Source organism: Streptomyces sp. NBC_00289 (assembly GCF_041435115.1).
Lineage (GTDB): Bacteria > Actinomycetota > Actinomycetes > Streptomycetales > Streptomycetaceae > Streptomyces.
Genome location: NZ_CP108046.1, coordinates 4,589,512 through 4,602,131 on the forward strand (window position 1 = coordinate 4,589,512; position 12,620 = coordinate 4,602,131).

The 12,620-nt window shown below is 71.2% G+C and carries 14 protein-coding genes and 1 pseudogene; 3 read left to right on the plus strand and 12 right to left on the minus strand.

Annotation, left to right across the window (positions count from 1 at the left end; genetic code table 11):
* Positions 1-19: 19 nt before the first annotated feature.
* The 8 genes from OG985_RS20730 to OG985_RS20765 form a co-directional block, all read right to left on the minus strand.
* Positions 20-319, minus strand: coding sequence for a DUF4229 domain-containing protein (locus OG985_RS20730; RefSeq protein WP_371669825.1), 300 nt, complete (start codon positions 317-319; stop codon positions 20-22).
* A 117-nt stretch (positions 320-436) separates the two neighbouring features.
* Positions 437-961 carry an N-acetyltransferase family protein gene (locus OG985_RS20735; protein WP_371669826.1) on the minus strand — a complete coding sequence of 175 codons (525 nt, stop codon included), beginning with the start codon at positions 959-961 and terminating at the stop codon, positions 437-439.
* Positions 962-977: 16 nt separating this feature from the next.
* Positions 978-1,640, minus strand: coding sequence for a UdgX family uracil-DNA binding protein (locus tag OG985_RS20740; protein WP_371669827.1), 663 nt, complete (start codon positions 1,638-1,640; stop codon positions 978-980).
* 31 nt (positions 1,641-1,671) lie between these two features.
* Positions 1,672-2,835 (minus strand): aminofutalosine synthase MqnE, encoded by a 1,164-nt coding sequence (gene mqnE / locus OG985_RS20745; RefSeq protein ID WP_371669828.1) that lies wholly within the window; start codon positions 2,833-2,835, stop codon positions 1,672-1,674.
* 58 nt (positions 2,836-2,893) lie between these two features.
* On the minus strand, positions 2,894-3,349 hold the full coding sequence (locus OG985_RS20750; protein WP_371674449.1) for an Lrp/AsnC family transcriptional regulator: 456 nt from the start codon (positions 3,347-3,349) through the stop codon (positions 2,894-2,896).
* A gap of 73 nt (positions 3,350-3,422) precedes the next feature.
* On the minus strand, positions 3,423-4,094 hold the full coding sequence (locus OG985_RS20755) for a UbiX family flavin prenyltransferase (RefSeq protein ID WP_371669829.1): 672 nt from the start codon (positions 4,092-4,094) through the stop codon (positions 3,423-3,425).
* Between the two features lie 57 nt (positions 4,095-4,151).
* Entirely contained in the window at positions 4,152-5,054 is a 903-nt protein-coding gene (gene mqnP, locus OG985_RS20760; protein ID WP_371669830.1) for a menaquinone biosynthesis prenyltransferase MqnP, read from the minus strand.
* Positions 5,051-6,508 (minus strand): menaquinone biosynthesis decarboxylase, encoded by a 1,458-nt coding sequence (locus OG985_RS20765; RefSeq protein ID WP_371669831.1) that lies wholly within the window; start codon positions 6,506-6,508, stop codon positions 5,051-5,053. The genes mqnP and OG985_RS20765 overlap by 4 nt, the downstream gene beginning before the upstream one ends.
* An 88-nt stretch (positions 6,509-6,596) precedes the next feature.
* Between OG985_RS20765 and OG985_RS20770 the strand changes: the two genes are divergently transcribed.
* Together OG985_RS20770 and OG985_RS20775 are read left to right on the plus strand one after the other, a co-directional pair.
* Positions 6,597-6,998 (plus strand): PLD nuclease N-terminal domain-containing protein, encoded by a 402-nt coding sequence (locus tag OG985_RS20770; protein ID WP_371669832.1) that lies wholly within the window; start codon positions 6,597-6,599, stop codon positions 6,996-6,998.
* Between the two features lie 99 nt (positions 6,999-7,097).
* On the plus strand, positions 7,098-8,507 hold the full coding sequence (locus OG985_RS20775; RefSeq protein WP_371669833.1) for a cytosine permease: 1,410 nt from the start codon (positions 7,098-7,100) through the stop codon (positions 8,505-8,507).
* Between the two features lie 88 nt (positions 8,508-8,595).
* Here OG985_RS20775 and OG985_RS20780 read toward each other — a convergent pair.
* Positions 8,596-8,703: pseudogene (locus OG985_RS20780) on the minus strand (DUF397 domain-containing protein); the annotation flags it as partial.
* Entirely contained in the window at positions 8,657-9,622 is a 966-nt protein-coding gene (locus OG985_RS20785) for a Scr1 family TA system antitoxin-like transcriptional regulator (protein WP_371669834.1), read from the minus strand. The pseudogene OG985_RS20780 and the gene OG985_RS20785, both read right to left, overlap by 47 nt.
* Before the next feature lie 114 nt (positions 9,623-9,736).
* Between OG985_RS20785 and OG985_RS20790 the strand changes: the two genes are divergently transcribed.
* Positions 9,737-10,387 carry a hypothetical protein gene (locus tag OG985_RS20790; RefSeq protein WP_371669835.1) on the plus strand — a complete coding sequence of 217 codons (651 nt, stop codon included), beginning with the start codon at positions 9,737-9,739 and terminating at the stop codon, positions 10,385-10,387.
* Positions 10,388-10,394: 7 nt separating this feature from the next.
* Here OG985_RS20790 and OG985_RS20795 read toward each other — a convergent pair whose 3' ends face one another.
* Together OG985_RS20795 and OG985_RS20800 are read right to left on the minus strand one after the other, a co-directional pair.
* A complete protein-coding gene (locus OG985_RS20795) occupies positions 10,395-11,162 on the minus strand; it encodes a CDP-alcohol phosphatidyltransferase family protein (RefSeq protein WP_371669836.1) in 768 nt (255 codons plus the stop codon).
* Between the two features lie 104 nt (positions 11,163-11,266).
* Entirely contained in the window at positions 11,267-12,529 is a 1,263-nt protein-coding gene (locus OG985_RS20800; protein WP_371669837.1) for a PucR family transcriptional regulator, read from the minus strand.
* Between the last annotated feature and the right edge of the window lie 91 nt (positions 12,530-12,620).

Below are 12,620 nucleotides of genomic sequence, written 5' to 3' on the forward strand. Positions count from 1 at the left end.
CCGGCCGTGTCCCGTGGGCCTACGAGGTCTGGCCCTGCGCGCGGGCCGAGTCGTCGGCGCCGTCCTCCTGGCTGCGGTTCGCTTCCAGGTTGGCCTTGATGCGGTCCACCTTGCGCACGACCTGTACGGACGCCCGGTCCCGCTCCTTGCGCAGTGCGACGAAGCTGATCGGGGCGGAGATGACCAGCGCGAGCAGGACGACCCACATGTAGTTGGCGTCGCCGAGGCCGCGCGGGGCGATGCCGGAGTAGACGAGGCCCCAGACGACCACGAGGCAGCCCGCGAAGATACCGAGGCGCATCAGTGTGTAGCGGAACATCCCAATCCACTCTTCCGTTGCGAACAGTCCGGAACGTCCCCCGAGGGGACGGTCGCACCTTCCAGTGAAGCACGGCGACGGCCCGCTCCCGCAGGGGGGTGCGGGCACGCCCGCGGGTCAGGTCAGCGGCTGGAGCATCGTGATGTCGTCCCGGTCGTCGTCCGGCGCGACCCGGATCGCGCCGGGGACCCGGCCGACCTCCTTGTAGCCGCAGGAGCCGTAGAAGTGCTCCAGGCCGAGGCCGCCCCGGCAGGTGAGCCGTATCGCCTCGACGCCCTCGAGGCGGCGGGCCGCGTCCGCGGCGGCGGCCAGCAGGTCCCGGCCGTATCCCTTGCCCTGGTGGCGCGGGTGGACCATCACCGTGTACAGCCACACCCAGTGGGTCATCAGCCGGTGGGTGTTGAGGCCGAAGAAGGCGGTCGCTGCCACCGAGCCGTCCTCGTCGAGGCCGGTCAGCAGCCGGGTGCGTCCCTCGGCCATGCCCGCGAGGTGTCTGACCAGCTCCGGCCGGACGGCCTCGCGCGTCACCGGCGGTACGAAGCCGACGGCGCCGCCCGCGTTGGAGACGTCCGTCCACAGGTCGAGGACGCCGTCACGCAGGGCGGGGGTGACGGCGGGGTCGAGAGTGAAAGTAAGGGACACCGAAGGATCGTAACCCTTACGACAGGATGCGTGCCGCTACTTCCAGGTCGGCGACCAGCCCCCGGTAGGCACTCTCGCGGTCGTCGGCCCGCAGAACCGACGACGGGTGCACGGTCGGCACCAGCCGCTCCGGCCGCCCGTGGATCTCCTCCTCCAGGACCTGGCCGCGCACCTCGGTCACCCGGAACGAGGACCCGAGCAGCGCCTTCCCGGCCGTCGCGCCGAGCACCACGATCAGCTCGGGCTCCACGACCGCCAGTTCGGCCGCCAGCCAGGGCCCGCAGGCGGTCATCTCGCGCAGGCTGGGCGCCTTGTGGATCCGGCGCTTGCGGGGCTCGGCCCGGGTGACCTTGAAGTGCTTGACCGCGTTGGTGACGTACGCCTCGCCGGGGTCGATGCCCGCCTCGGCCAGCGCCCGGTCCAGCAGCTTTCCGGCGGGACCCACGAACGGCTCGCCCCGCAGGTCCTCCTGGTCGCCGGGCTGCTCGCCGACGAGCATCACCCGGGCGTCCGCCGAACCGGCGCCGAACACGGTCTGGGTGGCGTCCCGGTGCAGCGGACAGCCCCGGCACTCCGCGGCGGCCCGGCGCAGTGCGGGCAGGCCGCCGCGGCCCGGCACGAAGGGTTCGGCGGTGTACGCGTCCTCGGGCGCGGTGGCGGTCGTACGGGAGCTGCTCACCCCCGCCGAGTACCCCCGCACCCGGCGGGAATCACACCCGCATCGGCTGCGGGGACTCGCGTCGCGCCGGGTCGGGGGCGTCGTACTCGCGGATGATCTCGTACCGCGTGTTGCGTTCCACCGGCCGGAAGCCCGCGTCGCGGATCAGGTCGAGCAGGTCCTCGCGGGTCAGCTTGTTCGGCGTGCCGTAGTTGTCGGCGTCGTGCGTGATCTTGTACTCGACGACCGAGCCGTCCATGTCGTCGGCACCGTGCTGGAGCGCGAGCTGCGCGGTCTGGACGCCGTGCATGACCCAGAAGACCTTGACGTGCGGGACGTTGTCGAAGAGCAGCCGGGAGACCGCGAAGGTCTTCAGGGCCTCGGCGCCGGTCGCCATCTGGGTGCGCGCCTGGAGGCGGTTGCGAACCTTGCCGTCCTTCATGTCCACGAAGTCGTGCTGGTAGCGCAGCGGGATGAAGACCTGGAAGCCGCCGGTCTCGTCCTGGAGTTCACGCAGCCGCAGCACGTGGTCGACGCGGTGGCGGGGCTCCTCGATGTGCCCGTACAGCATGGTGCACGGGGTCTTGAGGCCCTTCTCGTGCGCGAGGCGGTGGATGCGCGACCAGTCCTCCCAGTGGGTGCGGTGGTCGACGATGTGCTGTCGGACCTCCCAGTCGAAGATCTCCGCGCCGCCGCCGGTGAGGGACTCCAGGCCGGCGTCGATGAGCTCGTCGAGGATCTCGGAGGCGGAGAGTCCGGAGATCGTCTCGAAGTGGTGGATCTCCGTCGCCGTGAACGCCTTCAGCGAGACGTTCGGCAGGGCCTTCTTCAGCTCGCTCAGCGACCGCGGGTAGTAGCGCCACGGCAGGTTGGGGTGCAGCCCGTTGACGATGTGCAGCTCGGTGAGGCTCTCGCCCTCCATCGCCTTGGCGAGCTTCACCGCCTCCTCGATGCGCATCGTGTACGCGTCCTTCTCGCCCGGCTTGCGCTGGAAGGAGCAGTAGGCGCAGGACGCGGTGCACACGTTCGTCATGTTGAGGTGACGGTTGACGTTGAAGTGCACGACGTCGCCGTTCTTCCGCGTCCGCACCTCGTGCGCGAGTCCGCCCAGCCAGGCCAGGTCGTCCGACTCGTACAGCGCGATGCCGTCCTCGCGGGTCAGCCGCTCGCCGGAGCGGACCTTCTCCTCCAGCTCGCGCTTGAGCCCGACATCCATGCCCTACCTCTTCCTGCTCTTGTGTGAGACAGACTTCGCCAACCGTACGCCCACGCCGCTACACCTCTTCCGGCAGCTCCCCGACGCGGTTCTCCCACTTCGTGGACAGCACGATGGTCGTACGGGTCCGGGAGACGCCCTTGGTTCCGGACAGCCGTCGGATGATCTTCTCCAGACCGTCGACGTCGGTCGCCCGCACCTTGAGCATGAACGAGTCGTCGCCCGCGATGAACCAGCAGTCCTCGATCTCGGTGAGGTCCTTCATCCGCTGGGCCACGTCCTCGTGGTCGGCGGCGTCGGAGAGCGAGATGCCGATCAGGGCGATGACGCCGAGGCCCAGGGAGGCGGCGTCGACGGTGGCGCGGTAGCCGGTGATGACACCGGCCGCCTCCAGCCGGTTGATGCGGTCGGTGACACTGGGTCCCGACAGGCCGACGAGGCGCCCCAGCTCCGCGTACGAGGCCCGGCCGTTCTCTCTCAGGGCCTGGATGAGCTGCCTGTCCACCGCGTCCATGCGATCGAAGCCTTCCACTGATGAGACTGAAGAGAAGTTTCTGAGGTTGGTGCGGGTTGGTGCCGCCTGCCGCTCACTCGGGCCGGGAGCCGCCGAGTTCGCCCTTCCAGCGGCGGTACAGCCGGTGCCGGACGCCCGCCGCGTCGAGCACCCGGCCGGCCACGAAGTCCACCAGGTCCTGGATGTGCGTCGCTCCCGCGTAGAAGCCGGGCGAGGCGGGCACGACGCTCGCGCCCGCGTCGTCCAGGGTGACCAGGTGCCGCAGTGTCTGGCCGTTCAGCGGGGTCTCCCGTACGGCCACGACCAGCGGGCGCCGCTCCTTGAGGACCACGCTCGCGGCCCGTTGCAGCAGGTCCTTGGACAGTCCGAGGGCGACTCCGGCGACGCAGGCCGTCGACGCGGGCACGATCAGCATCCCCTTCGAGGGGTACGACCCCGAGGACGGTCCCGCCGCCAGGTCCCCAGCGCCCCAGTGCCGTACGCCCGTGAGGTCCACGTCGAAGCTGTCGGGCTTGCCGTCGGCGCCTCTGGACAGCCATTCCCGCAGGTCGTCCTGCCAGTGCGCGTCCCGGAAGGAGATGCCGGTCTCGTCGAGCAGGGTGAGCCGGGAGGCCCGGGACACCACCAGGTCGACGCTCTCGCCGGCGTCCAGCAGGGCGCGCAGCACGGCGGCCGCGTACGGCGTACCCGACGCTCCCGACACCCCCACGATCCAAGGCGTGCGCTGCGTTTCTCCTGCGTTCACACCTTGAGCGTACCGGCGGACGGAAGGGACCTCAGGACCGGCCGGGCCGCTCGGCGGTCAGACCGTCAGGCCGCGCACCAGGAGATCCAGCAGGGCGCACACGAACAGGGCAATTCCGATGAAGCCGTTGACGCTGAAGAAGGCCCGGTTGAGGCGGGACAGGTCGTGCGGGCGGACGATCGAGTGCTCGTAGACGAAGGCGCCCGCCACGATCGCCAGGCCGAACCAGAAGAAGCCGCCCGCGTCGGTGGCCGCCGCGTACCAGACGAGCAGGGCCGTCGTCAGGACGTGGCAGGCGCGCGCGCCCCGGATCGCCGCGGGGACGCCGAAGCGGGCCGGGACCGACCTGACGCCGGTCTCGCGGTCGGTGTCGATGTCCTGGCAGGCGTAGATCAGGTCGAAGCCGCCGATCCAGATGCCGACGGCGAGGCCCAGGACGACCGCGTCCCAGGACCACTCGCCGGTGATCGCGAGCCAGCCGCCGATCGGGCCGATCGCCTGCGCGAGACCGAGGATGGCCTGCGGGTAGTTCGTGAACCGTTTGCCGTAGGGGTAGACCACCATCGGGATCACGGCGATGGGGGCGAGGGCCAGGCAGAGCGGGTTGAGCAGGGCGGCCGAGCCCAGGAAGACGACCAGGGCGATCAGGGCGCCCGTCCAGGCGTGTCGCACCGACATGGCGCCGGTGACCAGTTCGCGGTGCGCGGTGCGGGGATTGCGGGCGTCGATCTCGCGGTCGATGATCCGGTTGACGGCCATCGCGAAGGTGCGCAGGCCCACCATGCAGACGGTGACCAGGAGCAGCCGGCCCCAGTGGACGTTCTTGTCCCACTGGAACATCGCGGTGAGCGCGGCGATGTAGGCGAAGGGCAGCGCGAAGACGGAGTGCTCGATCATCACCAGCCGCAGGAACGCCTTGGTGCGTCCCGGCTGGGGAAGCGCTGCGGAAGCGGAGGTCACAGGCCGTACTCCTTCCAGCGGCGGTCGACCGTCGCCGCCGTCTCCGGGTCGGACAGCACCATCTCGGGCCAGCCGCCGTCTCGCGTATAGCCCTCCTCGGGCCATTTCCTGGTCGCGTCGATGCCTGCCTTGCCGCCCCAGAACTGCTGGTAGGAGGCGTGGTCGAGGTGGTCGACGGGCCCCTCGACGACCGTGAGGTCGCGGGCGTAGTCGGTGTTGCCGAGGGCGCGCCAGGCGACCTCGTGCAGGTCGTGCACGTCGCAGTCGGAGTCGACGACCACGATCAGTTTGGTCAGGGACATCATGTGTGCCCCCCAGACCGCGTGCATCACCTTTTGTGCGTGCTTGGGGTACTTCTTGTCGATCGAGACGATCGCGCAGTTGTGGAAGCCGCCGGCCTCCGGCAGGTGGTAGTCCACGATGTCCGGAACGATGATCTTCAGCAGCGGGAGGAAGAAGCGTTCGGTCGCACGGCCGAGGGGTCCGTCCTCCGTCGGGGGGCGGCCGACGACGATCGACTGGAGCAGCGGCCGCTTGCGCATGGTCACGCAGTCGATCGTGAGGGCCGGGAAGGGTTCCTGCGGGGTGTAGAAGCCGGTGTGGTCGCCGAAGGGGCCCTCGGGGAGCATCTGGCCCGGCTCCAGCCAGCCCTCGATCACGACCTCCGCCTGCGCGGGGACCTGGAGCGGCACCGTCTTGCAGTCGACCATCTCGATGCGCTTGCCGGCGATGAACCCGGCGAAGAGGTACTCGTCGATGTCGCCGGGGAGCGGGGCGGTGGAGGCGTAGGTGACCGCGGGCGGGCATCCGAAGGCGATCGCGACCGGAAGGCGTTCACCTCGCCTGGCCGCCACCTGGTAGTGGTTGCGGCTGTCCTTGTGGATCTGCCAGTGCATGCCGATGGTGCGCTTGTCGTGGCGCTGGAGGCGGTAGAGGCCGAGGTTGCGGATGCCGGACTCGGGGTCACGGGTGTGGGTCAGCCCGAGGTTGAAGAAGGAGCCGCCGTCCTGCGGCCAGGTGAAGAGCGCGGGGAGCTGGTCGAGGTCGACGTCGTCGCCGCGCAGGACGACCTCCTGCACGGGCGCGTTGTCGGACTTCACCTTCTTCGGCGGGACGTGCGTCATCGCGCCGAGCTTCCCGAACGCCTCGCGCACGCCGACGAAGCCGTGCGGCAGCTCCGGCCGCAGCAGCCCGCCGATCTTCTCCGAGATCTCGCCGTACGACTTCAGGCCGAGGGCCTTCAACAGGCGGCGGTCGGTGCCGAAGACGTTCATCGCGAGGGGCATCGCGGAGCCCTTCACGTTCTCGAAGAGCAGGGCGGGCCCGCCGGCCTTCTGCACCCGGTCGACGATCTCCCCGACCTCCAGATACGGGTCGACCTCGGCCTTGACGCGCTTGAGGTCGCCCTCGCGTTCCAGGGCCCTGAGCAGGGAGCGAAGATCGTCGTAAGCCATGCGTTCCAGTATCGGGCACCCGCTACTCTGGCCCGGTCACCGGGGCCGTTCCGCGCCCCGTCGCCGTCTCCTGGGGGATCGCACCACCATGCTCAGGTATCTGCCCTTCCTGCTGGTCCTGGCGCTGTGGATCTACGCCTTCATCGACTGCCTGAACACCCCCGAGGAGCAGGTGCGCGGGCTGCCGAAGGTGGTCTGGGTGATCATCATCCTGCTGTTCGGCGAGGTGCTGGTCGGCCCGGTCGCCTGGCTGGTCGCGGGCAAGCAGCGGCACGGCGCGGCCGGTGGCGCGGCCTCCGACTCCCCCTGGCGCCGCGACCGGGGCACGGGGTTCGTCGCGCCCGACGACAACCCCGAGTTCCTCAAGTCCCTGAAGGAGGACGGCAAGAAGGACGAGGCCGCGCTCCTGAAGGACTGGGAGGCGGACCTGCGCCGCCGCGAGGAGGAACTGCGGCGCAAGGAGACCGGCGAGGACCCGAAGACCGACTGAGGGACGTCACCGGCCCTACAGGTTGTACGCCGGTGAGCCGCCCGAAGCGGACAGTGCGCCCCTGGGCCGGAGCCCGGACGGGCCGGACACTTACCTCGCATGACGACGACTACCGCCGACTCCACCGGCACGCCGGCCCCCGCCTACGGTGACAAGGTCATCGCGGTCGAGACGGCGGGCTCGGATCCGATTCCCGACGCCGAACGGCACGGCTCCCCGCTCCAGCTCCTGTGGACCTGGGCGTCCCCGAACATCGAGTTCGCGACCGTCTACATCGGCGTGATCTCCGTCCTCTTCTTCGGGCTGGGCTTCTGGCAGGCCACCGCCGCGATCCTGCTCGGCGCCGCGCTCGGCGCGGTCACCCAGGGCGTGCTGTCCCTGGACGGGCCGCGGTTCGGCGTCCCGCAGATGGTGATCGGCCGGTTGTCCTTCGGGCACCGGGGGAACCTGCTGCCGTCGGGGGTCAACGCGCTGCTGGCGGGCGTGGGCTGGTTCGCGGTGAACAGCCTGAGCGCGGCCTTCGCGCTGAACACGCTGACGGGCCTGCGGCCGCTGCCCTCCCTTCTCCTCGTGGTCGTCGCCGAGATCGCGATCGGCTTCATCGGCCACAACTTCGTGCACGTCTTCGAGCGGTACGCGTTCCCGGCGCTCGCGCTGATCTTCCTGCTGGCCGGGGTGTGGACGGTCAAGGACGGTCACCTCGGCGGGGGCGGCGCGGGCGGCGGCCTCGGCGGATTCCTGCTGGCGTTCAGCACGGCCTGGGGATACACGGCGGGCTGGAACCCGTACGCCACGGACTACTCGCGCTATCTGCCGCGCACCGCGAACCGGCTGCGGACCGTCCTGTACCCGGCGCTGGGCCTGTTCGTGTCGGTCGCGATCGTGGCCGTCATCGGTGCGGCCTCGGCGACGATCGCGGCACCGGCGGACGCGAGCCCGACGGCGGCCTTCACCGGCCATCTTCCCGGCTGGCTCGGCGACCTGACCCTGATCGCCATCATTCTGGGCGCGGTCTCGGCCAACGCCCTGAACGTCTACTCCTCCGCCATCTCCCTCACCTCGCTCGGCCTGAACCTCCCCGCGTGGCTGGGCCGCAGCGTGCTGGTCGTCCTGTCCGGAGTCGTGGGTACGGCGGCCGCGTGGGCCTCACTGTCGGACGCGGGGTCGGCGTACGAGGCGTTCCTGCTGGTCATCGCCTACTGGGTGGCGCCCTGGCTGGGGGTGGTGCTGGTCGAGCGGCTGCTCCGGGCGCGGACGGACGATCAGGAGCTGTCCGCCCGCCTCACCGACCGGTCCTTCACCAACTGGCCCGGTGTGGCGGCCCTGTTGGCCGGCGTGGCGGTGTCCGTCCCGCTGTTCTCCAACCAGGAGAAGTACGTCGGCTGGGTGCCGGAGCACTACCCGTCCTTCGGCGACGTGACCCCGCTGGTGGGCTTCGCGCTGAGCGCGGGGCTGTACGCGGTGCTGTGCGCGGTGTCGCGGCGGAAGGGTCAGCCGGCGTCGGCGTAGGCGGGCGGTACGTGCTCGACCCTGATGGGTCATGTCCTCGCTGATCCGGTCGGCGAGGGCGTCGAGGTCCGCGCGGTTCGGCCGAAGGTCAGCGCAGGGCGGCCGTGAACGCGGACCAGGCGGTGCGGGTGAGGAGCAGGACCGGGCCGTCAGGAACCTTGCTGTCCCGGACGGGGACGGCGGCGGGGAAATCGGGGCTTACTTCGACGCAGTTGCCGCCGTTGTCTCCGCTGTAGCTGCTCTTGATCCAAGTCGCCGCGTCGAGCTCGTACCTGTTCATGGGGCTCGTACCCTTCCAACACGTCGCTGATCAGAGCGGCGGATTCGGCAGCTGACGGAGCATCCGCTCTGAGCACATCATAGGTCTGGCCATGCCGCGCGCAGACGGTCGGATCGTCGTTGAAGTGGCCTCGGTCGAGCGACTCCGAGTAGACCCACTCCCGTCCGTCGGGCAGCTTGATCAACGACATCGGGGCGTTGGGGCGGACCAGCGCGGGACGACCGGCCGGGGCGATCTGGATACGGATGTTGGGGCGGCGCCCGACGTCGAGCAGGTGCGCGCACTGGGCGCGCATGACGGCCGGACTGCCGACGACGTTGCGCAGACAACTCTCGTCCAGGATGACCACGTACATCGGCCCGCCGTCGGCAAGAAAGCGCCGCTGTCGGCTGAGCCTCGCCCGGACGCGCTCCTCGACCTCTTCGCCGCGTGCGACGCGCGAGAACAGCGCCCGCGCATAGTCCTCCGTCTGCAACAACCCCGGCACGACCTGTACTTGATACTCCCGCAGGGCGACCGCCACCTCGTCCATCTCCGCCCGGCGCCGGAACCAGTCCGGATGCTCCACCTGCGGATACCAGTCGATCCGGCTCCACAACCGAAGCAACACCCCACCCGTGGTGAGGAGTTCGTCGCACTTCTTCGCGAACGTGTCCTGCGGCACCCGCGTGCCCGCCTCGACGCGGGCGACATGAGAGCGGTCGCAGGGGATCTCCCTCGCCAGCCCCTCCTGGGTCAGCAGAGTCGCCTCACGGAAGTGCTTGAGCACCTCGCCGAACACGGCAGCCGTGCTCGTACTGAGCCCCGCTCCCCCGTCGGCGTTGCGTCGGCTCACGGACGTCCCCCTTCGTGACAGTGGGCCAGTGGCACGCGTCGGGCATTGATACCGACCGTTCCCCTGGGCGACGCTCGGTACACCCAGAGTGACGGATGATGCTCGGAGTTGGACATGGTTGAGCGGTGGGAACCGGGAACGCTCGTCTACGACCCGCGTACGCGCGAAGTGGGCGAGTACCGGGACAGGTTGGGGCCGTACGCGATGCTGCGCCCGGTCGGCGGTGGCCGGGAGTGGCAGGCGGATCCGGCGCGGTTGCGGGCGGCGACGGCGGAGGAACGGCTGAGCGCGGGGGTGCGGGCGGCCAACGACCGTTCGCGGGAGGGGCGGGAGGGGACGGTGACGGGCTCCTGTTTCGACGAGGGTGCGGCGCGCCGCCCGCCCGAGCCGGTGTCCGGCTGCGCGACCTGCGCCGAACTCGCCACCCGGCGCGAGGAGGCGCGGGCCGTGTTCGACGGCAGCGCGGAGACGGATGCGAACGTCCTGTTGCGCCAGCACCAGCGCCGGGAGCACGGCGGCCTGCCGCCGGCGGGCCGCCGGATCTTCCGGTACGTGCCGTACTCGATCGTGCAGGACGCGTCGGCGCAGCCGGAGTACGAGGCCCGCTGTGTCTCGGGCGACGAGGCGGACTGCGGTGCCGCCTCGGGGCCGTGCCAGGATCCGGCGGACGTCGAGGAGTGGCAGCGCAGGCACACCCAGGAGACCCGGCACCTGCGCTACCGCCGCAGCTTCGCGGACTACGCGGTGCTGGAGAGGACGGTGTGAGCGCGGCTCACCGCAGGCGCGACGAGGACAGGATCGACAGCAGGTGGGCCGGGACCATCACCCAGGTGATGACCGCCAGCGCGCCCAGCGCCCAGCGGGTCGGCTCGATGCCGCCGGTCACCTGGTCGGCGACGGCCGCGACCAGCAGCACCAGGGACGCCTCGATGCCGTTGGTCACCCGGTGGATCTTGAACGCGGCGGCCAGGCGCCGGACGGTGGCGACACCCTGGGAGCGGGGCCGGGTGGCCTCGTCGCCGACGACGGTCAGTCCGCGGCGGGCGCGGGCCACGTCCACGAGGTCGGTCGACGCCTTCAGCAGGACGACGCCGAGGCTGGTCGCGATGCCGATCGACAGCCACCCGCCCACCCCGGACTCGGCGGCGCGGTAGCCCGCCCCGGCCAGCAGGGCGGCGTCCGCCAGGTAGGCGCCGAGCCGGTCGACGTAGATGCCGGCCGCGCTGTTCTGCCCCTTCCAGCGGGCGACCTCGCCGTCCACGCAGTCGAAGAGGAGGAAGAGCTGCATCAGGACGACGGCCAGTACGGCGCCGGCCAGGCCGGGGATCATGAGGGCGGCTCCGGCCGCGATCCCGCACACCACCATGGTCCAGGTCAGCTGGTCCGGGGTGACCGGTGTGCGGACCAGCTGGCGGGTCGCCCGCAGCGAGATCCTGCGCATGTAGAGCCGGCCGGCCCAGTGTTCGCCGTTGCGGCTCGCGAGCTTGGCCTGCGGCTGGCAGACCTCCCGCAGCTCCTCCAGAACCGGAGCAGCACCCATGCCTTGTCCTTCCGCCCGAGGCTCAACTGCCGCTTGGCGCGGCGGTGATCGGCACAGGCTACAGAGGCGGTCGGCGTGTCCGTCCCGCAGGCCACCGTCCGCGCTCAGGCCACCGTCCGCAGTCCGCCGGGGAGCGCCGCTCCCCTCCCGCGCACCACACGGTGGGCGCAGGCCGCCGCCAGCAACTCGCCCAGCAGGTCCGGGTCGTCGATCTCGAGGCCGAGCAGGGACTCGATGCGTTCGAGGCGCTGGTAGAGCGACTGGCGTCCGATGTGCAGCAGGGCCGCCGTGCGGGTCGGCGAGCAGCCGTTACGCAGGTGGATCTCCAGGGTGCGGACCAGGTCGCTGGGGTGGGCCGCCTCCCAGGCCAGCAGGGGGCCGAGGGCGTGCTGCACCAGGCCCGCCAGCCGTTCCCGGTTGGCGTCCACGCCGCCGCGCGTCAGCTCCCGTTCCAGGGCGAGGGCGCGTGAGGAGGTGACCAACGGGCCGTCGGGTACGCCCGGTTCGGCGGCCGGAACGGTCAGCGCCAGCTCCAGCGTCGTACGGGCCGCGCGCAGGGTGTCGCTCCAGCGCAGCCAGCCGCCGCCCGCGGCGACGGGGTGTCCGACCGCGACGGTGAGGCCCGGCTCGGCGGACGTACGGAAGGCCTCCTGGACCGCCCGGACCGGGTCGCCGGGGCGGTTCGGCGCGGGCAGCGCCAGCAGGGCCAGGACGTCCCCGGGGAACGCGGCCCGCAGGACGCCCGCCCCGCCGAGCAGCCGTACGGCCCGGTCCACCGCCCCGGTCTCCCGGGTGCCGTGCGCGGACACCCCGATCAGGCGGGCGCCGGGGCCGGGGTGGAACCCGGCCAGTGCCGCCCGCGCCTCCACCTCCGGCTGGTTGAGTGCCTGGCGGTCGGCGAGGTCGGCGAGCAGTGCGGCGGTGTGGTCGTCGCCCCACGGCCGGACCACGGTGCGTCCGGACAGGCCGCGGGCGACGATCGCCCGGTTGGCGGCCTCCGTGATCCGTACGAAGGGCACGACCCGGCGCAGCGCCAGCAGCGGCAGGCCGAGACGGTCCGCCTCGTCACTCACCTCGGGAGGCATGTGGGGCAGGGAGCGGCCGATCTCGACGGCGAGGCCGGCGGCGCCCCGGGCGGCCAGCTCGCGGACGTACCGGCGGCGGGTCACCTCGTCGGCGTCGACCAGGCCGAAGCCGTTGGTGAGCAGGAGCTCGCCGCCGTCGAGGAAGTTCGCGCCCTCGTACACCTCACTGGAGTGGACCCAGCGCACCGGCCGGTCCAGGGCTCCTCCCCCGGCGAGCAGCTCGGGCTCGGCGGCGCGCACAGGATCGAGGGCCAGGACTTCGCGGAGGGTGAGTGCGGGCACGGGAACCTCCAGGGCGCTGACATTTCGTCCGGCTACGGGTTGCCGGGAGAGTACTTTCCGCACGTTGCCCTGGTGTTTCGGCCACCGCAGA